The 18,840-nt window shown below is 38.4% G+C and carries 19 protein-coding genes and 1 pseudogene; 12 read left to right on the forward strand and 8 right to left on the reverse strand.

Translation table 11 applies throughout. The features are described 5' to 3' along the window. Positions 1 to 13: 13 nt before the first annotated feature. Both G8782_RS09930 and G8782_RS09935 read left to right on the forward strand, forming a co-directional pair. Positions 14 to 1,288 (forward strand): cation:dicarboxylate symporter family transporter, encoded by a 1,275-nt coding sequence (locus tag G8782_RS09930; RefSeq protein ID WP_172370809.1) that lies wholly within the window; start codon positions 14 to 16, stop codon positions 1,286 to 1,288. Between the two features lie 157 nt (positions 1,289 to 1,445). Then, positions 1,446 to 1,865 (forward strand): hypothetical protein, encoded by a 420-nt coding sequence (locus G8782_RS09935; protein WP_172370810.1) that lies wholly within the window; start codon positions 1,446 to 1,448, stop codon positions 1,863 to 1,865. Positions 1,866 to 2,096: 231 nt separating this feature from the next. Here the strand turns inward: G8782_RS09935 and G8782_RS09940 are convergent, their stop codons facing one another. Then, positions 2,097 to 2,363, reverse strand: a complete 267-nt coding sequence (locus G8782_RS09940; protein WP_172370811.1) for a hypothetical protein — start codon at positions 2,361 to 2,363, stop codon at positions 2,097 to 2,099. Between the two features lie 216 nt (positions 2,364 to 2,579). Between G8782_RS09940 and G8782_RS09945 the strand changes: the two genes are divergently transcribed. Further along, entirely contained in the window at positions 2,580 to 3,239 is a 660-nt protein-coding gene (locus tag G8782_RS09945; RefSeq protein WP_172370812.1) for an MOSC domain-containing protein, read from the forward strand. Between the two features lie 146 nt (positions 3,240 to 3,385). Continuing rightward, positions 3,386 to 4,561: an aminotransferase class I/II-fold pyridoxal phosphate-dependent enzyme gene (locus G8782_RS09950; RefSeq protein WP_172370813.1), complete on the forward strand. Its 1,176-nt coding sequence runs from the start codon at positions 3,386 to 3,388 to the stop codon at positions 4,559 to 4,561. A 123-nt stretch (positions 4,562 to 4,684) separates the two neighbouring features. On the opposite strand, the gene G8782_RS09955 is transcribed toward G8782_RS09950, so the two are convergent. Together G8782_RS09955 and G8782_RS09960 are read right to left on the reverse strand one after the other, a co-directional pair. Continuing rightward, positions 4,685 to 5,473 carry a TatD family hydrolase gene (locus G8782_RS09955; protein WP_172370814.1) on the reverse strand — a complete coding sequence of 263 codons (789 nt, stop codon included), beginning with the start codon at positions 5,471 to 5,473 and terminating at the stop codon, positions 4,685 to 4,687. A gap of 325 nt (positions 5,474 to 5,798) precedes the next feature. Beyond that, the gene (locus G8782_RS09960) at positions 5,799 to 6,134 is read right to left on the reverse strand and encodes a L,D-transpeptidase (protein ID WP_172370815.1); all 336 of its coding nucleotides are present in this window, start codon (positions 6,132 to 6,134) and stop codon (positions 5,799 to 5,801) included. A gap of 199 nt (positions 6,135 to 6,333) precedes the next feature. Between G8782_RS09960 and uvsE the strand changes: the two genes are divergently transcribed. The 5 genes and pseudogenes from uvsE to cdaS all read left to right on the forward strand — a co-directional run bounded on the left by uvsE (position 6,334) and on the right by cdaS (position 11,176). Next, positions 6,334 to 7,287 (forward strand): UV DNA damage repair endonuclease UvsE, encoded by a 954-nt coding sequence (uvsE, locus tag G8782_RS09965; protein WP_172370816.1) that lies wholly within the window; start codon positions 6,334 to 6,336, stop codon positions 7,285 to 7,287. Between the two features lie 144 nt (positions 7,288 to 7,431). Further along, positions 7,432 to 8,691 (forward strand): cytosine deaminase, encoded by a 1,260-nt coding sequence (codA, locus tag G8782_RS09970; protein ID WP_172370817.1) that lies wholly within the window; start codon positions 7,432 to 7,434, stop codon positions 8,689 to 8,691. Between the two features lie 244 nt (positions 8,692 to 8,935). Then, positions 8,936 to 10,057, forward strand: a complete 1,122-nt coding sequence (locus tag G8782_RS09975; protein ID WP_172370818.1) for a serine hydrolase domain-containing protein — start codon at positions 8,936 to 8,938, stop codon at positions 10,055 to 10,057. After that, positions 9,999 to 10,322 carry a DUF3471 domain-containing protein gene (locus G8782_RS09980; protein ID WP_172370819.1) on the forward strand — a complete coding sequence of 108 codons (324 nt, stop codon included), beginning with the start codon at positions 9,999 to 10,001 and terminating at the stop codon, positions 10,320 to 10,322. The genes G8782_RS09975 and G8782_RS09980 overlap by 59 nt, the downstream gene beginning before the upstream one ends. A 232-nt stretch (positions 10,323 to 10,554) precedes the next feature. After that, positions 10,555 to 11,176, forward strand: a pseudogene (cdaS, locus tag G8782_RS09985) (sporulation-specific diadenylate cyclase CdaS). A gap of 103 nt (positions 11,177 to 11,279) precedes the next feature. Here the strand turns inward: cdaS and G8782_RS09990 are convergent. From G8782_RS09990 to G8782_RS10005, 5 genes are all read right to left on the reverse strand, one after another. Continuing rightward, entirely contained in the window at positions 11,280 to 11,867 is a 588-nt protein-coding gene (locus tag G8782_RS09990) for a DoxX family protein (RefSeq protein WP_172370820.1), read from the reverse strand. A 57-nt stretch (positions 11,868 to 11,924) separates the two neighbouring features. Continuing rightward, positions 11,925 to 12,047, reverse strand: a complete 123-nt coding sequence (locus tag G8782_RS18610; protein WP_281357914.1) for a hypothetical protein — start codon at positions 12,045 to 12,047, stop codon at positions 11,925 to 11,927. Between the two features lie 375 nt (positions 12,048 to 12,422). Continuing rightward, positions 12,423 to 12,983, reverse strand: coding sequence for a DoxX family protein (locus tag G8782_RS09995; protein WP_172370821.1), 561 nt, complete (start codon positions 12,981 to 12,983; stop codon positions 12,423 to 12,425). Between the two features lie 353 nt (positions 12,984 to 13,336). Then, positions 13,337 to 15,475: a M28 family peptidase gene (locus tag G8782_RS10000; RefSeq protein ID WP_172370822.1), complete on the reverse strand. Its 2,139-nt coding sequence runs from the start codon at positions 15,473 to 15,475 to the stop codon at positions 13,337 to 13,339. 139 nt (positions 15,476 to 15,614) lie between these two features. Next, complete coding sequence (locus G8782_RS10005) at positions 15,615 to 17,126, reverse strand: FAD-dependent oxidoreductase (RefSeq protein WP_172370823.1); 1,512 nt, start codon at positions 17,124 to 17,126, stop codon at positions 15,615 to 15,617. A 350-nt stretch (positions 17,127 to 17,476) separates the two neighbouring features. Here G8782_RS10005 and G8782_RS18615 point away from each other — a divergent pair, with 350 nt between their 5' ends. The 3 genes from G8782_RS18615 to G8782_RS18690 all read left to right on the forward strand — a co-directional run bounded on the left by G8782_RS18615 (position 17,477) and on the right by G8782_RS18690 (position 18,721). Next, entirely contained in the window at positions 17,477 to 17,605 is a 129-nt protein-coding gene (locus G8782_RS18615) for a hypothetical protein (RefSeq protein ID WP_281357915.1), read from the forward strand. Between the two features lie 255 nt (positions 17,606 to 17,860). Then, on the forward strand, positions 17,861 to 17,983 hold the full coding sequence (locus G8782_RS18620; protein ID WP_281357916.1) for a hypothetical protein: 123 nt from the start codon (positions 17,861 to 17,863) through the stop codon (positions 17,981 to 17,983). 327 nt (positions 17,984 to 18,310) lie between these two features. Further along, complete coding sequence (locus G8782_RS18690; RefSeq protein ID WP_172370824.1) at positions 18,311 to 18,721, forward strand: CBS domain-containing protein; 411 nt, start codon at positions 18,311 to 18,313, stop codon at positions 18,719 to 18,721. Positions 18,722 to 18,840 lie beyond the last annotated feature (119 nt).

An 18,840-nucleotide genomic window follows, 5' to 3' on the forward strand; every position in this document is an offset into this window, starting at 1 on the left:
GAGGTGACTATTGATGAAAAGAAAATTTAAATTTCCTTTAGCCTATCAAATCCTGGTCGGATTAATATTAGGGATTATTGTTGGAGCAGTTTTTTATGGAAACCCTGCAATTGAAACTTATTTGCAGCCGCTCGGCACGATGTTTATTAATATGATCAAAATGATCGTTGTACCAATTATTGTGTCTACATTAATTGTTGGTGTAGCTGGAACTGGAGATATCAAACAATTAGGTAAACTTGGCGGAAAAACAATGCTTTACTTCCAAGTTGTTTCTTTAATTGCGATTGTTGTCGGATTATCGGCAGCAAACATCTTTAAGCCTGGTGAAGGCATCGATATGTCGTCACTCACTAAAGGCGATATCGATAAATATGTTCAAACGACAGAAGAAGTGCAAAATGAAGGAATCATGGATGTTATTGTAGGCATTGTGCCAAGTAATATTGTGGATTCGATGGCAAATGCGGATATGCTTCCAATTATCTTCTTTTCTGTATTATTCGGGTTAGGGATTGCATCCGTTGGAGAAAGAGGAAAACCTGTCTTGGCATTTTTCCAAGGAACAGCAGATGCAATGTTCTGGGTAACGAATCTAATCATGAAATTTGCACCGATTGGTGTATTTGGATTAATCGGTGTGACTGTGTCAAAATTTGGTTTAAGTTCGTTGATCCCGCTCGGCAAATTAATGATTCTCGTATATGTAACGATGATTTTCTTCGTTGTTGTTGTATTAGGTTTCATATCGAAGATGGTAGGGTCTAGTATTTTTTCAGTGATCAAATTATTGAAAGACGAACTTATCCTAGCCTATTCTACGGCAAGTTCAGAAACTGTATTGCCAAAGTTAATGGAGAAGATGGAGAAGAAAGGTTGTCCAAAAGATATTGTCTCTTTCGTCATACCGACGGGATATTCATTTAACCTAGACGGCTCTACGCTCTATCAAGCACTTGCGGCAATTTTCATTGCACAAATGTATAACATCAACTTGAGTGTTATGGAACAAATTACATTAGTTTTAGTCTTAATGGTTACATCTAATGGGATTGCAGGTGTACCAGGGGTTTCCTTTGTCGTTCTACTAGCGACTCTTGGAACGGTCGGAATCCCTCTTGAAGGTCTTGCATTCATTGCCGGTGTCGACAGACTTCTTGACATGGGTCGAACAGTCGTAAATGTACTTGGAAATGCAACGGCAACAATTGTTATCTCAAAATGGGAAGGTCGCTTCCAAACTAAGAAAACTAAAGAGTATATGAAGACAGCTGAAGAGCTGGCGTAAATTGGAGAAAAATTTTAGGTGCCTTCCATAGGTACCTTGCATATTGCGACAGCTAAAAGCGCACGGCCCTAGGCCGTGCGTTTTTTGCATTACTCGTCTAATTATAAAATGGTACCATTAGGCATAATATCAATAAAGAACACGAGGAGTGATCTTTGTGAATGTGAGGAACAGCGGTTTACTTGGTTTATGTCTACTTTTACTCGTTATTATTATGCTATCTACCTATGCTAGGTTTTCAAATGCAGGAAATAACGTCAGCACCACTTTATCGCAAGAAAAACGGGAAGTTTCACTAGAAGAGGCGAATGGCTATCTGGAATCCTATCATAAAGAAGTCGGATTCTATAAAAGGCTAGGGGAAAAGTTAAGGGAAAATGGATATGAACATAGTATACTTGGAATTATGGAATCTGAAGATGAATTTCGAATTGAAATTACTTTAACAAATAAAGAAGCAAACGAACAAGAACGAGTAGAGGTAGAGAAGATATTTGAAGAAACCGCCAAAAAGTATAAATTAAATCCCAAGATATTTAAGGTGAAAGTTAGTAACGATGATAGTCCAAATGGGTAAATGGTTGGTCAGAAATTGAAATGAATTTTATCACTATGATGAATTGCATAATTAAACTTTTAAAAATAGAGAAAACCTTTCATCTATAACTAAGTGGATGTAAGGTTTTTTCGTCTGTAATTAATTTTCCTTGTCAAGATATGTTTTTGATTGTATATCTTGGGGGTTCTTCTGTTTGATTCGCTGGCGCAAAAATGAATGTCCATGGCAAGGATGTTTTTCCTGGAATCTCTATTGGTAAGGTGAAAATGCCAGTAGCAATTTGTTCGCTTCTTTATAAAAAGTAATGGCTGTATCTTGAAAAGGAAGGGGAGTGTCTTCACTATTGTGAATGAGAACTGTGACTAATCGTTCACCTTTATGGTTGATTGCTTCCCATAAAAATGAAAGCTGAATCTTGTTTTCGAGGTTTCGTGATTGAAAATGTTCCATAATCTTTTCTCTATCCGCAGGTGCAATTATTTTATCCCATGCATGCTCAAAATACAATGTTTGCATATTTGTTCCTCCTCGTATGTGATAGTAGTTAATTATAACAAGAAACGTTCTTGTGGAAGGGAGATTGCATTTTATTCGCCTAGCATAACTTATAATACCTCCAAAATATTGACTGGTATTACATATTTAAAAGCTTTGCATTATAAATAAATTTATATAGTATAATATTATTTATAGTGAAGTCTAATATGGTAATGCTAGGGGGCATTTTCAAGGATGAATCATGTAAAAAAGATTCATAATCTTTCTATCGGAACTCCGAAAACACTGATTTATGAAAATGGTAAAGAAATGAATACGGGTATTTGTAAAGAAAGTGTTATTGATGCATTTTTAACGAAAGATGGATTTCAAGGGGATGGTGTTGCCGATTTACGTTTTCACGGTGGATCAGATCGAGCAGTTTGTATTTATCCATATGAACATTATGCGTTATGGGAATCCGAGTTTAAGACGACTTTACCAGTATCTACATTTGGTGAAAATTTAACAGTTACAAATATGTTAGAAAAAGATGTTCATATAGGTGATATATTTCAAATTGGCGAGGCAGTCATTCAAATTACACAAAGTCGAATTCCTTGCAGTACAATTACAAAGCGGACGAATTTGTCCTTACTATTAAAAAGAATGGTGGAAACAGGATATACAGGATATTTATGCCGTGTTCTCGAGGAAGGCGCTGTAAGAAAAGATTCTCAAATTAAGTTACTCAAACAACATCCTGAAAGGCTGTCTGTGTTAGTGGCTAACGACATTTATTTTCAACGTTTAAAGGACAAGGAGAGTATACAAAAATTAATCAATATCCAAGAATTGGCAACAAACTGGCGGGAGTCGCTTACTGGGCGGCTGGAGAAAATGGACACTAAATAGGGGCAAGCGAACGCATTAGAAGTAAGAAGGATTTAGACCTTTACTACATTCACTAAAAGCTTTCTCGTTATGTTATCACATAAAAAACATCGTTCATGGTAAACTATTTTGAGAAATGAAATTTACATAGAATGGGGTGCAGCTCAATGAAAATTGAACCTTCACAAAAAATGTCTATTTTTGAACCAGCTATTTTCGGAAAATTAAAAGCAGCAGCAAAATTAAAAGAAGAAACGGGCGTTGAAATAATCGATTTAAGTCTTGGAAGCCCCGATTTACCGCCCGATGAAAAAGTAAGACAAGTCCTATCGGAGCAGAGTGCTTTGGAAAGCTCATACGGTTACACGCTCGGCGGGACGAAACGATTCCATGAAGCTGTTGCAAATTATTATCAGAGACGTTCAGGCGTTACAATCGATCCGGATACGGAAATCCTTAAAACGATGGGATCTCAAGAAGGTCTAGTCCATCTGCCATTCGCTTTTTGTAATGAAGGGGATATTGTATTAACAACAAATCCTGCTTATGTCGCTTATGAAGTCGGGATTAAATTAGCAGGGGCAATTCCATTTGAAATGCCTTTACGTGCGGAAAATAACTTCTTGCCTGATTTAGATGCGATTCCAGAAGAAATTGCACAAAAATCAAAAATGCTCATATTGAATTTACCTGGAAATCCTGTTCCTGCAATGCCTACAACGCAGTTTTTTGAAAAAGTGATCGCATTTGCTAAGCGATACAATATTATCGTATTGCATGATGCAGCTTACTCTGAATTTTATTTCACAGGAGATAAACCGTTCAGTTACCTTTCAATTCCTGGCGCGAAGGAAGTCGGAATTGAAGTCAATTCGTTGTCCAAAAGTTTTAGTTTGGCAGGGGCAAGGATAGCTTACATCGTAGGTAATCCTGAAATCATCAGCATTATGAAACAGTTCAAGTCTAATTTGGACTACGGCACGTTTGAACCTATTCAAGAAGCAGCTGCCACCGCTTTGGATCATGCCGAAGAAATTACAGCACGCTTACGACAAGAGTTCAAAGAGAGACATCATGTATTAACAGATGGGTTATCTGAGAGTGGATGGTCAGTGACGCCCTCAAATGGCGGAATGTTCGTTTGGGCGAAATATCCGTTTGAGATGGACGATAAGGAATTTACGTTCGAAGCGATTAAACAAAGCGGTGTGGTAATGGTCCCTGGAAGCGTATTCGGGTCAGAAGGTGCCGGCTATGTCCGATTGGCGCTCGTACGAGAAGTGGAAGCTTTGCAAGAAGCTATTGAACGGTTGGCGAAGATTGATGTTTACGTGAATTCCTAATTTCGGGTACCTGTGAAAGATGCATAATATAAGAAGGGGATACCGATAATGTAAAATGTCGTGGGTATCCCCTTTAGTTTTTATCCGAAGTATGAATTGTTTTTAATGCACCTGGAATGCCTTTCATGTTTTCAGACTAAAAAACCGATTAGAATTCATGTACAATGCATGATATGTTTCAGAAAGGTCAATTTCTTTTATCTGAGAAATCTTAGAAACGGATGAGTGAATCATCTTGGGATGAGTTATTTGGTTTTCGAATTTTCCTTTGAATTTCCATGGTCCATCTGTTTCGACCATCATTTTTTCGAGTGGATAAAGCTTTACAAGGTTCTGAATCTCTTGTTCATAGAGAACATCAGGCGTGACTGATATGTAATAGCCGTTTTCAATTATACGTTGTGTTGTTGCAGCTTCTCCTTTGAACCAATGAAAGTGTGCTTTTTCAATTGAATATTTTTCCAAAAGGTCGCATACGATTGGCGCATCATCATAAACTGCATGAAGGATAACTGGTTTGTCCCACTTTCTTGCGTACTTTAAAAACTTTTCGAGTAATTCAATATAGCCATCTAGCGGAAATTGTGTGCCATTGCCCGCCTTCATTCGCAAATAATACGGTAACCCAATTTCACCAATCGCAACCATATCTTCTTTATGTTCTGCAATCCATGTAAAAAGGGAAGTCATCTCCGAGTCGGAGGGTAGCGCCTGTTCCGGATGAAAACCAAATGCTGGTTTCACTGGCTTATACTTTTTGACAAGGGCCAAATTTTTTAGGCATGAATCTAAGTGAGAAGAAACAGAGATTAGATTTGTGCATTCGATACGTTCCAAGTCAGCGATAATTCTACCGATATCTCCGTCTTCATATTGATCTAAATGGATATGTGCATCAATAATTCTCTTCATTTTATTCACCTTTCAAAAATACTAGGCACGATTGACCTTATTGTAATAGTACCATTGAAGTGAGGTTGAAACTGAATTTCAAAGTTTCAAGTACCTGTGCCAAAAACAATTATGAAAGTACACTGCAATTGCATAAAGTGAGAAGAGTAAACCGACTATATAACACTCTATTGTAATCACAATTTGTTATTATGCAAAGTCATGTCATAATTCAACCATGCACAGGTACCTTTCACCGGTAGGCGCAAGTACCTTAGAAGCTCCCACCTCTAAGTGTTAGCGTAGGAGTGGGTAGTTCACGAGTGAACTTATTCAATCGCTAGAGTCATTTGTGAATAACAACCTTAGTACCAATTGGAACCTTGGATGATAAATCTAGAACATCATGATTAAACATTCTAATACATCCATGTGAGACATTCTTGCCGATTGAAGCTGGATTATTTGTTCCGTGTATTCCGTAATGAGGCTTTGACAACCCCATCCAAAAAACTCCAAATGGCCCGCCGGGATTACGTTGTTTATTGATAATCGTGTATGTCCCAGAAGGGGTTGGTGACAACATTTTCCCAACTGCAATAGGGTAAGACTTTATGAGCCTATGCCCGTCAAAAAGTTTTAAGCGATGATGTGATGTTGACACGTCAATCCACCTTGCCATTTAAATCAACTCCCACTTTTAATCATTGTATGTAGTAACTCGGGCATTAGTTAATGTGGGTGAATAACACCGTTTGAATTTCAGGTATCTGTGCATGATAGTATCTAAAGATTGATGTAGGGCACGATATTAAGTACTTGATTGTATCGAGGAATCGTTAATTGGCATCGAATCGATTTAAGAAGAAGGAGAAAAGTCGATGAAGATTCGTTTTGGATATGTAGCCAATGCATTAGGATTATGGGATGCAAGCCCTTCTAAAACTTTAACTTTTACACGCTATAAAACGCTTCCTAAAAGCGAACGAATGGACAAGCTCAAATCTGTAACAGCCCAAAATTTACAACATACGAAAAGAATTTTGTATTATAACATCGCCCATGAAGTAGAACTATACCGGTTTTCAAGTTCGCTAGTTCCCTTGGCAACCCACCCAGAAGTAATGTGGGATTTCATAACTCCATTCAAAACCGAGTGGGAAGAATTGGGCCAGCTAATTCAACAATATGAGTTGCGGCCAAGTTTTCACCCAAATCAATTTACTCTTTTTACGAGTCCACGGGAAGAAGTGACAAGAAATGCAGTGGTGGATATGGAATACCATTTTAAAATGCTTGAAGTGATGAATGCGCTTGAAAGGGGTATGATCAATATCCATATTGGCGGAGCATATGGGGATAAAGAAAGTGCATTAGGACGTTTCCATGAGAATCTAAAAACATTACCCTCAAATATTAAAAAACATATGACGCTTGAAAATGATGATAAGACCTATAATGTAGAAGAAACACTTATTACTTGTGAAACAGAAAATATTCCTATGGTTCTTGATTATCATCACCATATGGCAAATAAAGGGGAGGATAATCTTTCAAGTTATTTACCGCGTATATTTAATACTTGGAAAAGCTCTTCTGTAGTGCCGAAAGTCCATCTTTCCTCACCTAAATCAAATCAAGCCTATCGTTCACATGCCGATTTTGTATCTATTGAGTTTATCCTTCCTTTCTTGAAAATGGCAAAGGAACTCGGTCAGGATTTTGATATTATGATTGAAGCCAAAACAAAAAATCTTGCTATGTTGAAACTTATTGAAGAAATAGCTTCTATCCGGGGAATCAAACGTATCTCAGGTTCAACATTGGATTGGTAGTCGTAGATTGAATCCATAAATGATTGTGGTCTAGATCAATGTTTCCTCATGGAAGTTCTTCAATTATTGACGCCATCGGAATCCTTGTCTTCTACAAAACCCATTGATAACATTATATATATATTCATAAAGGAGAGGTGCCCAATGATTTTAAAAAACGCAAAACTTTATGGTCAAGATGGTAGATGGGATATCCATATCGAAGTTGGAACTATCCAAACCATTAAACCGGCTGCCGATACTGGTCAGTCTTCTAATAATAACGATGTTATCGATTTAAATGGAAAGATAGTGTTGCCGCCTTACGTTGAGCCACATATTCACTTGGATTATGTACTGACTGCTGGAACCCCAAGGTGGAGCCAATCAGGATCTGTATTCGAGGGAATTGAAATTTGGTCCGAAAGAAAGCAATTGATCAACGAGAGTAAACAAGATATTAAAGATCGCGCCTTAAAAGCGATAAAAATGCAGTTGCAACACGGTATTCAACATGTTCGAACACATGTCGATGTTGGTGATCCAGAGTTAAAAGGATTGAAAGCATTGCTCGAAGTAAAAGAGGAAATCAAACCTTGGTTGGATTTGCAAATCGTTGCATTTCCGCAAGAAGGACTTTATACCAAGCCTGATGCCGAAGAATTATTGGTGAAAGCACTTGAAATGGGAGCTGATGTCGTTGGCGGAATTCCTCATTATGAATTAACCCGTGAAGATGGGGTTCGCTCTGTGATAAGAGCGCTTGAACTTGCAAACAAATATGATAAATTGGTGGACATCCATTGCGATGAAATTGATGATGACCAATCAAGATATTTGGAAGTGCTCGCAGGAGAAGCACTGAAATTGGGCATGGGTGATCGGGTGACAGCGAGTCACACGACCGCAATGGCTTCATACAGTAATGCCTATACGTACAAGCTATTCCAAACTTTGAAAAAAGCTGGCATACATTTTGTCGCCTTGCCGAAAGCCAATTTACATTTACAAGGCAGATTCGATAGTCATCCAGTACGTCGAGGACTGACCAGGGTGAAAGAGATGTTAGCGGAAGGCATTAATGTTAGTTTCGGACTCGATTCCATCATGGATCCTTGGTATCCGCTTGGAAACGGTGATTTGATGAGTGTCGTCGACGTTGGTTTGCACGCCTGCCATATGACAGATTTTAATCATATCGTAAAAGCGCTTGATTTAATCACTACAAACGGCGCTAAAGCGCTAGGATTGAAGGGCGAGTACGGTGTGAAAGAAGGAAACCAGGCGAATTTAATCGTGATTGATGCTGACGACGAATATGAAGCGATTCGTACGCAAGCGCCGGTACTCTATTCAATCCGTAATGGTGAAGTGATTGTCGAAACGAAACCTGTCGAGACAACAATGAATGTATCTATTTTTTAAGTAACTGTGCAAAAGGCAATTCAGACAATGCATAATATCAAGAGGGGGATATCGACCGTATAACACTTTGTCGATATCCCCTTTGTTTTTTTGTATTCTCATCTATCTATATAAGATAATAGGTACCTTTTAAAAGAGTTCAATTTGAAAAGAAGGGATTTATTGAAAAATTCTAGAATAAGAGCTATTGTCAAGAGCTTTAAAAACTAGTTACACAGAGACTACTAGTAAGGGAGATTTCTCAATGAAGAATATGTCTGAATTTGAAGTCTATGCAAAAAAACTTGTTGAAGAAAACCATATCCCCGGAGTAGGGGTTGGTATTAACGAGAATGGTGAGCGTCTGTACGAGAAAGGTTTTGGATATCGCGATGTGGAAAACGGGCTGGAGGTCACGCCGGAGACGATTTTCGGGATTGCATCCATGACGAAATCATTTACATGTGTTGCGATTATGCAGCTTCAGGAGGCGGGGGAGCTCTCTGTTCATGATAAAATACTGGAACATTTGCCGGAATTTCGTTCAGCGGATATGGAGCAGACGAAAAAAATTACGATTCATCATTTAATGACGCACACTGCAGGAATCCCGCCGATTTCAACGCATGTGTATGCGCGAAAACGCAGCATTGACCAAGATCCATCGGCGAAAGATTATCTCGATTTGGATTTAGTCAATAATACTGGAAGTGCGATTGATACATATGAAGATATGTTCGATTTTATTGCGGAGCTAAATTTTCAACCACTTGGTAGTCCAGGAACTTCATTTAGTTACTCTAACGACTCTTATGGGTTACTGGGTGTCATTATAAGCCAGGTAAGCGGGCAAGCCTATGAGGATTATGTAACCGAGCATATTTTGAAACCAGCAAAATTGGATAGGACTTTTTTTGATTTAGATAAATTAGATAGCTTTGAAAATACAAAGCTTTATGCATCTAAAACGACCGAAGAGGGGATTACCGTTTATCCGACGGAAATCTGGTGGGATGCACCCGCAATGAGGGCTGCAGGCTATTTGAAATCGACAATCAATGACATATTGAGATATCTTGAAATCTTTCGGAATGAAGGACTGGTTGACGGTGTACGAATTTTGTCTGGGGAGAGTGTCGCTCAAATGCTATACCCTCATTTTGAGTACAATAATGGGATTTATTACACCAGACTATTACGGGAATACGCTTATCGAACACGGTGGCGGCTTGAAAGGAGTTTCTTCGTTGATGTTTATTCTTCCGGAAAAAGGTTTGACTGGCGTCGCGTTATCCAGTTTAGCAAGTGTTCCATCTGGCAGATTACTAATGGGCGCGCTAAACGTACTTGGCGGAAGGGAAGCGGATGCCGCGCATGTCAATTTTGAAACTGAGCCGATTGAAGAAAATGAGTTGGAAAATTTTGTCGGTTCGTATACATCGGGAGAAGGCATGAGCGTGAAAATCGATGTGAAAGATGGCCAATTAAGACATTTAACGGGTGGAATCCACAACCCGCTTCGACATTTAGGAAATAATACGTTTGTTGGGATCGAGAAGAATAAGCAAGATACCATTCAATTTATTCTAAATGAAGAAGGTGTATTTGATCGAGTTTTTTATGGATCTAGACAAATTCTTAAAGATTTTTAAGTACCTGTACAAGGCAGTATTCAGAGAAAGCACTGCATAATTCCATAAAATAATTAGGGATATCGACTATATAACACTATGTCGATATCCCCTTAGTTTTTTATACAAAGTCAGTCACCTTTTAACGGATCATGTAATGATTAAAATAATCTTGCGTGGGTAAACTTTAAGTATATAATTTGGTCATTATAAAAATTTGTTTAAGGAATTAATAGAGTGGGGGTGCGATTCCGTGGATAATGTGGATTGTGATTTTCCATTGATGATACATGCATTAAAAGAGGATATTCGCGGAGTCATAAAAGAATTAGAGGCAAATTTAGAGGAAATCGATAATGAAAAAAATTGTCTTCTTTGTAGTTTCCAGAAAATAAAAGCAGAGTTTTTGGATATTGAAATTAAAGCTGCCACTTATTATTTGAATTGTTATTTAGCTCCATTCACGGATAAGTACTCAGAGCTGTCAATCTGTTTGCAGAATATGTCGAAACTGAGACATGGCGGTTTAATTGTGATCCAACGGGAAAATCCTCTTGATTCTCTGATAAAAGCGGGGATACCGATAGGAGCAGACTTGAACCATGCTTTATTAGAATCAATTTTTTATCCCGGAAATCCACTTCATGATGGCGCTGTATTGGTTAAACTTAATCAGATTGTTTCCGCAGCAAATGTCCTTCCGCTATCCGATATATACGGGTGATAAAAAACTTGGTACGCGACATCGAGCGGCTTTAGGATTGAGTGAACGAAGTGATGCTCTTGTACTCGTTGTTTCGGAAGAGACGGGGAGGGTTTCATTTGCAAAAGGTGGGGTCATGTATCCAATAACGACCCATGGCGGTCTTAAATAAAAATTGAAATGCTAAAAGGTGTACCTAGTCTTATTGGCACACCTTTTTATATAACTATTAGTAGGATTCTGTTCGCCTTCGACTCAGTAAATCTGTCCCAAAATCAAACTTCCAAAGGTTCCTGTGTTTTAACATTTCGTATCCTTGACGACCACGGCGTTCCTAGGCGAGGCAAGACCCAACGATCTAGTCCATACCAACCTGCAACTTTCCATGCTAGGATTAAGACGATTGCAATTGCGAGCATCACTGGATTCGAACTCACAGTACCTGCCAATAAGAAAGACATATTCATTAGTGCACCGAAGAATGCCGCAATTCCTGTTAAGAGTCCGACGATTAAGCCGAGTCCGACTAATACTTCACCCCATGCGACCATATAAGAAAATGGGACTGCGTTGGGCATTACGACACTTTCTATAAACCAAGCATACCATCCTGCAACGTCTCCCGCCTCTGCTTTAGCAAGGGCACCACCCATGAATCCTTTAACTGCAGCACCAGCATTGGCACCTGTCCAAGCGTCAGAAGTAACTTTTCCAATACCTGCAGTCAGCCAAGAATAACCAAGGTAGACTCTTAAAATCAACCAAATCCAAGCGGATATCGTGTTGGAAAACAACCATCTTGATACTGGATTTTCTTCGATAATAACATTATTCCCGAACTGTGATTTCTTCAATTGAACCATTGTCATCACCTCATAATTATATTTAGTATTGCATTATTCCCAAAGCTTTAAAATGAACTAATTTGTATAAGACAATAAAGCGTTTTGACCGAGTTGTTGGAGTGCTAGTAAAGCTTCGCTTTTATCCTGGTATTCAAAGATCCGGACATTCATTTTCTCGAAAACTGTAATTACCCACATTTTGCATTCTTCCTTTCCTATTATTTTTTAATAGCTATATTCTTTGAAGCATTAAGTCTAAGAGATTTGTTCGTCTAACTTAATTCTTATTATACTAGCATTTGTAGTGATGGAACGTATTATGTGAAGTGATTCACAAAGTGTCCAAATTCTTTCGTCGAATTTGTGAAAACATTTGAATAAGGCTTTACTTATCGTGAAAGTATAGAGCTGAATAATCAATAATACCTATGAATATAATCGATAATATCTCCTATTTAATTAATGGACAGACTTAGTGGTGTAGCACTAATGACACGAGAGATATTTCTAATCAGTTAGATTGGATAAAAAAATATCCCAAGTATTGAACTTGGGATATCATCTCATTTATTCCTATTCTTTTCCTCTCCTCGACCACGGTGTTCCTAGGCGAGGCAAAACCCAACGATCTAGTCCGTACCAACCAGCAACTTTCCATGCCAGTATTATAAATACTGCAATTGTTAGCATAACGGGATTCGAACTTACAGTACCTGCTAATAAGAAAGACATATTCATAAGTGCACCGAAGAATGCTGCAATTCCTGTTAAAAGTCCTACGATTAAACCAAGTCCAACTAACACTTCACCCCATGCGACCATGTAAGAAAAGGGGACTGCGTTTGGCATTACGACACTTTCTATAAACCAAGCATACCATCCTGCGACGTCTCCCGCCTCTGCTTTAGCAAGGGCGCCGCCCATAAATCCTTTAATTGCAGCACCAGCATTGGCACCTGTCCAAGCGTCGGAAGTTACTTTTCCGATGCCTGCCATTAGCCAAGAGTAACCTAGGTATACTCTTAAAATCAACCATATCCATGCGGATATCGTGTTAGAAAATAACCATCTTGATACCGGATTTTCTTCGATAATAACATTATTCCCGTACTGTGATTTCTTCAATTGAACCATTGTCATCACCTCATAACTATATTAAGTATTGCATTATTCCCGAATAGTGTGAAGTACTAGTTTTGTATGGGATATTAAAGCAGTTTGACCAAGTCGTTGAAGTGCAAGTATAGCTTTGCTTATTTTCTCGGAAACTGTAATTATCCTCATTTTGCAATCACCTTTCTTTTTACAACTATATTCTATGAAACATTATGACTAAAAGATTTGTTCGTCTATCTAGTTCTAACTATACCCTAAATTTTACAAACTGAACACAACTTGTGAATTAGTTCACAAAGTATCCAAATTGTTTAGTCCGATTTGTGAAGTATTTAAGAAATCCTTTTTTAAAGGTACCTTAAAACTTACTATCACTCTAATTCAGCTAGCATTTTAGAAAGTTTCTTCATGTTTGCGTGTTCCTCATCGACAGATGTTTTCAGGAGTTGTTTTTGATTTTCCAAGGCTTTCTTCAATGCCTCAATTTCTTCGGTGACATTAGCATCCTTTTGTTCGCGTTTTTCTAAAAGGGAATTTATTGTGTCATATAAATCTTCATGTCCGACAATTCTTCCAGCACCCCAGAGAAGTCTGTCAGCAGGTTGCTCTAGCACGTAGTCTGTGAAATAGCGGTTAACCTCTTTGTCGAAATCATAGGTATACCAATTATTATCAATGGCATATAAATATTCATCTAGAGGCGTATTTACATCCCCATCTTTCAAAGCTTCAATAGAAAGCGCTAAATTCTCGATGTTATTTTGAGCATGTTCATGAGGGAATATCGGCTCGTCTTCCCAGGTGAGTTTGACGAAATGATCTTGGGCAAACTTGAATGTTTCCAATAAGCTGGAATTTAGCTCTCTGCTTTCATTGTATAGTTTACTGGCAGTTTTATTGTCGCCTTCATTCAAAGCCCTCAGGTAGTTATCATTTATTTCGCTAACTTTCTTGTTAATCTTTTCTGCGTTAGCAATTGCTGTGTCTATTTCCGTCATGATTTCATTTGAAGATAAATCTGCATCTTCAAAGATTTCTTGGTCAATGCTTTCTTTTAGAGCTTCAAGCCGGACCGTAAAGTCGAGTGGAGTAACGGCGGTTTGATCATAGTACATTGTTAATAACCCATAGAGATTTTGGTGAAATGCTAGCGCCTTTTCATTATAAGTATCTTCATTATCGAACTGTGAATGATAATGAGTTCTCATGAATTCGCTATCTTGAAAATCATTTCTTAGTGCTGGAACGCCTGCAATCGAGAAGGAAAAGTCATCGGACCACGTTCTTAGTGGTGAAACTACTGAGATTCCGTCTTTATAAACACCTTCGATTTTCGGGACAGTTGAAGCAAATTTTTCTAGATAGTTTTTAAGCTCGTATATTGTACGTATTTCATCGCTAGACGTGTGCTCGTAAGCAGGAAGTTCAAAGTTGATATTTGCGACAGCTTTTCCTACCCACTCGGGATGCACGTTGAAAATTTGGTTGTAGGCACCCGCTGACCAATCGTAACGAGTGTTTGAAACTCCCCATTCTTCTGCAGCTAATGCGTTGAAAATAATGGTCTTCTCCGGTTTATAGCCGCTATCGATAAGCCCCTTTGCAATGCTCATCATAAGCCCGATCGCAGCATTATCATCTTGGAATCCGGAAAAGTATGAATCGTAATGGGCTGAAAAAATAATGTAAGACTCGGGATCTTTACCGATTATTTTTCCGTAATAGTTATACGTCTTGCCATCAAACTCTACTACCGATTTGGCGTCGAATCGAACTTTCATTGAAGCGTTTCCGCTTGCAGTAATCGCCTTTTTCAAAACTTCTGCATCAGCCTGTGACATGGAAAATGCAGGGGCATACGCAGGACCGATAATATCCTGTGCATTCAATGCTGTAGGATCGACTTCAGCATAACCACCTTGTTGTACAGCGATGACCGCAGCAGCGCCTTTTAAGTGAGCTTGCAGGGCAGGGTAGTTTATCCACCATTCTTCACGTTGATTAATATCGATCAACACGAGTTTATCTTTTACATCAAGGTCAGCAAGATCGTTTTTTGTGGCTTTTCCAGCATAAATAACTTCAAACTCTTCTACGCCTTTCGTGTTAAAGTTCGTTTGATAGCCACCTAAAACAGCAAGATGTTCTTGTCCATTTTCATCCGTAAAGGTAAGGTCCGCTTTTTCAAACTCCCACGTATCTACGGTAATCTCATCCCTTGTTACTTCAGAGAGTCCTATTTCTTTCATTTCATCAAAGATATGATTACCTGTTTGAATTTCTGCTTGTGAGCCTGCAGTACGATAACCTAATTTTTCATTGGTTTTAAATTCTTCTAGACTCTTTGCGAAGTTATAAGCATAATCAACATCCACTTTTGATAGATAATCATTTTGTGCATTTTCAAAAGGTCCGCCTTTAGGTTCATTAAGCGTCTCTTTTTTCGAGCATGCAGACAAAAATAATACCGTGACAAGTAACAGAGTGATTGCATTCAATTGCTTTTTCATTTACTAATCTCCATTCAATATATTTTCCTTATTTTTCTATTAAACAACATTGAATTTAGTATAGCAATATATTTTTTTATGCATAAATTACGTAGTTTCGATTAACCGCGCACAGTACCTTCAAAATACTTGGCATTTCTCATTGCAGGGAATCTAGTTTTCTTAAAGGCTCTTTCGCAGGTCCCGCTAATACTTTTCCGGTGCCGTCGAAAGTTGAGCCGTGGCATGGACAATCCCATGTACGATCGCCGTCGTTCCATTGCACTTCACAACCAAGGTGGGTACAAGAAAGGTCGAGATAATACATGTTTCCATCGGTGTCTTTATACATGCCCGCTGCTTTGCCGTTTATTTCTACTGATTGTGCTTGGCCTTTAGCGAGCCGTTCCATTTGTTCGCTGACAGGGGACACTATGTGGTTATCATCGCTCTGTTCACTTCCGTTGTCGTTGCTTTCATCCTCAGGCAGTTGGCGATCCGGGCTATAAAGCTTTTCAAATCGGTTTTGCTCTCCGACAATCAGGCTCTTGATGAGCTCTGCGCCTGTTGCTGCTGCGGCAAGGCCCCATTTGCCATAGCCGGTCAACACATACATTTTTTCATTGTCTGGTTGAATTTTTCCGATGAATGGGCGTCGATCTGGTGTGATAAGATCATGTTCCGACCAGTATCCAAGAAATTCAGTGAGGCCGAATTCCTCCTTCGCATAGTGCCGGATTGCTTCATAATGTTCGATTGTCGACTTGCCGTCTCCCTTCGGATGAGTCTCACCCCCGATGATGAGAACATGTTTGTCCTCATTCTGCGCGCCTCTGAATGTTCGTATTGGCTCATCGTTGCTAATGTATATACCATCATCAAATGCTTCCGTACTATCAAATGCTGTTAAATGAGAAGTGACCGGTTTAAGCGTGTCCGCAAAAAACGAGTCTGGATCTTCAGCCGGGAATAACGTGGCAAACACCACTTGATCACATGTCACGGAAAAAGGAGTATCTGTAGTAAGAATTAATTTGTCGTCTATTTTTTCATATCCCATATATCTGGTGTGCTGGTAAATGCGCCCGCCCAATGAATTTACTTCCTGTAAAACAGCATTCAAAAATTTGACGGGATTGAACTGCGATTGTTTTTTCATAACTAGCGCGGAAGTCACTTTTAAATCCACGGGAATTGAGTCGGCTATGCCGCCTTCGATTCCGATTTTTTCATAGGCTTTAGCTTCTTTTTCCATTTTTGATGTATTTTCGACGCACCTTGAAAAGACATAGGAGTCAGTGACTTTGAAATCGCAATTAATCTCAATGTCATCGATTATCGATTTAATGAGTCGCTGTCCTTCTTGATTGGCTTCGTAATATAGTTTCGCCATATCCATACCATCTTGTTGCAATAAATCATCATAGATAAGTTGATGTTGGGATGACAGTTTTGCCGTTGTTCCCCCGGTTGTTCCGCTAAGGAATTCGCGAGCCTCCAACAATGCGACGGATTGTCCTTCCTTCGCAAGCAAATACGCGGTTAAAATGCCCGAAACACCTCCGCCAATAACTGCAGTGTCAATATCAATGTCTTCATCCAGTTGCGGGTAACTTATAACCTGAGCTGTAGTACGCCAGAAAGACTGATTTTTTTCTGGTAATTGATCCATTTTAAATTCTCCTCCTTATATATTCATCTAGTCTTTTCTTCCTTTCTTTTCAGAAAATTAAACGCGTAGATGAGAAAAGATGCAAAGTACAAGTACTGAAAAGAGGAACAATAACTAAACCTGCAATCGAAAATATTCACAAATTGGACTAAATAAATTGGATTTTTTGTGAATGTTTCCACAAATCGCGTTTTCTTAAGGAAGATGGAGTAGCATTAGAATTAGATAAGTAATTGAACGTAATCAGCATTATGAAGTTTTATAAATAAAGCTAAAGACAATTGAACTATCTTTCCTTGAAAAACATATTGTAGTTACTCAAAAATAAAGTAGAAAAGGGGTAAATAACAATGCATCATTTTCACGGTTACGAAGGTATGATGGGCGGGGGATGGTCTTTTGGATATATAGCGATAGAATTACTATTAATTGGAGTTGTCGTATATGTTGCGGTTAAACTTGCAATGAAAAGAAATTGAAACAAATTGTTAGACTTGGAATAACAATGGGGGTGCAGTTCTTTAGCTAGAATTCTCTCGACAACTAAACTCATAGTTAAATGTATTCATAAATTTGACTAAATGAAATGAAGACTTTGTGACTCTTTCTAAAAGTACGTCAAATACGTAAAAATAGGAGTAGAATTAGAGTCAAGTTAGAGGAACAAATCTTTTGGAATTAATGGCTTATAAAATAGATTTAATAAAAAAATAATAGGAAAGGAAGAGTGCAAAATGTGGGTAATTACAGTGTTTGAGAAAATGAATATTAGAATCTTTGAATACCAGGATAAAGACGAAGCCTTACTAGCACTTCAAAAATTCGATCAAAATGCTTTATTATCTTTCACAAACTAATGCAAAAAGGGCTATTCAGGCCATCATTGAACAATGACTCCTGGATAGCCTTTTTTTGATTGCAATCGGAAGGATTTTATTACTACTTCTATGGACTTGATAACATAACAATATGGTATTACCGGAAAGAAGGATGTATCGTGAGTGTTCGAAATTCAGATAGATTTATTTATGCTTATAATCGAATTGAGAAAGCAATGGAAAAATTGAGCGGCTTATCAGAGTATATGTCTTTTTCGCGCAATCGATAAAACTAAGAAGGGTAGCGCGGTTATTCGTAAATTTGAGGATGAGTTACGTGTTTTTGCGAATTTGCGGAATGCGATTGTGCATAATAGGAATGATGTCGAATATGCGATTGCTGAACCTCACGATGATATCGTGAAAATGATTGAATATATCGATCGTGAACTTGCTAAACCTGTTACTGTTGGCCAAATGTTTCGAAGGAAAGTTCATACCTTGAAGTCGTCGGATTCGCTTTCAATGGGTCTAGATTTGATACGTAAACAACGATTCAATCAAATTCCGATCTATAGAAATTCCGAATTCATCGGGCTTGTGACGGCGAACGGAATCACTTATTGGTTGGCAGATCAATATCATGAAGGTGTTATATCTGGGGAAATGCCACTCTTGATCGACATTTATTATCATGAAAAAAAGAAAAATACTTATCGTTTTGTCAGTCAAGATCTTTCAGTTTATGAAGCAGAGGAATATTTAAAAAAGCAGTGAGCCAAGGCAAGCGGATAGAAGCACTTCTCGTTACGCAAACTGGGAATAGAACGGAAAAACTTCTCGGTATTGTAACACCAGCGGATTTATTAAAAATCGATTGAGTACCATCGAAAGCC

This window comes from Sporosarcina jiandibaonis (genome assembly GCF_013184495.1).
GTDB classification, from domain to species: Bacteria; Bacillota; Bacilli; order Bacillales_A; family Planococcaceae; genus Sporosarcina; species Sporosarcina jiandibaonis.

Excerpts from the sequence above, each read along its gene's own strand:
- G8782_RS09950 (WP_172370813.1), top strand. The coding sequence starts at position 3,386 with ATGAAAATTGAACCTTCACAAAAAATGTCTATTTTTGAACCAGCTATT.
- G8782_RS09945 (WP_172370812.1), top strand. The coding sequence starts at position 2,580 with ATGAATCATGTAAAAAAGATTCATAATCTTTCTATCGGAACTCCGAAA.
- G8782_RS09930 (WP_172370809.1), top strand. The coding sequence starts at position 14 with ATGAAAAGAAAATTTAAATTTCCTTTAGCCTATCAAATCCTGGTCGGA.
- G8782_RS09990 (WP_172370820.1), bottom strand. The coding sequence starts at position 11,867 with ATGGTTCAATTGAAGAAATCACAGTTCGGGAATAATGTTATTATCGAA.
- G8782_RS10000 (WP_172370822.1), bottom strand. The coding sequence starts at position 15,475 with ATGAAAAAGCAATTGAATGCAATCACTCTGTTACTTGTCACGGTATTA.
- G8782_RS09980 (WP_172370819.1), top strand. The coding sequence starts at position 9,999 with ATGGGCGCGCTAAACGTACTTGGCGGAAGGGAAGCGGATGCCGCGCAT.
- G8782_RS09975 (WP_172370818.1), top strand. The coding sequence starts at position 8,936 with ATGAAGAATATGTCTGAATTTGAAGTCTATGCAAAAAAACTTGTTGAA.
- codA (WP_172370817.1), top strand. The coding sequence starts at position 7,432 with ATGATTTTAAAAAACGCAAAACTTTATGGTCAAGATGGTAGATGGGAT.
- G8782_RS09940 (WP_172370811.1), bottom strand. The coding sequence starts at position 2,363 with ATGCAAACATTGTATTTTGAGCATGCATGGGATAAAATAATTGCACCT.
- G8782_RS09955 (WP_172370814.1), bottom strand. The coding sequence starts at position 5,473 with ATGAAGAGAATTATTGATGCACATATCCATTTAGATCAATATGAAGAC.
- G8782_RS18615 (WP_281357915.1), top strand. The coding sequence starts at position 17,477 with ATGCATCATTTTCACGGTTACGAAGGTATGATGGGCGGGGGATGGTCT.
- G8782_RS18620 (WP_281357916.1), top strand. The coding sequence starts at position 17,861 with ATGTGGGTAATTACAGTGTTTGAGAAAATGAATATTAGAATCTTTGAA.
- G8782_RS10005 (WP_172370823.1), bottom strand. The coding sequence starts at position 17,126 with ATGGATCAATTACCAGAAAAAAATCAGTCTTTCTGGCGTACTACAGCT.
- uvsE (WP_172370816.1), top strand. The coding sequence starts at position 6,334 with ATGAAGATTCGTTTTGGATATGTAGCCAATGCATTAGGATTATGGGAT.
- G8782_RS09960 (WP_172370815.1), bottom strand. The coding sequence starts at position 6,134 with ATGGCAAGGTGGATTGACGTGTCAACATCACATCATCGCTTAAAACTT.
- G8782_RS09995 (WP_172370821.1), bottom strand. The coding sequence starts at position 12,983 with ATGGTTCAATTGAAGAAATCACAGTACGGGAATAATGTTATTATCGAA.
- G8782_RS18610 (WP_281357914.1), bottom strand. The coding sequence starts at position 12,047 with ATGTGGGTAATTACAGTTTTCGAGAAAATGAATGTCCGGATCTTTGAA.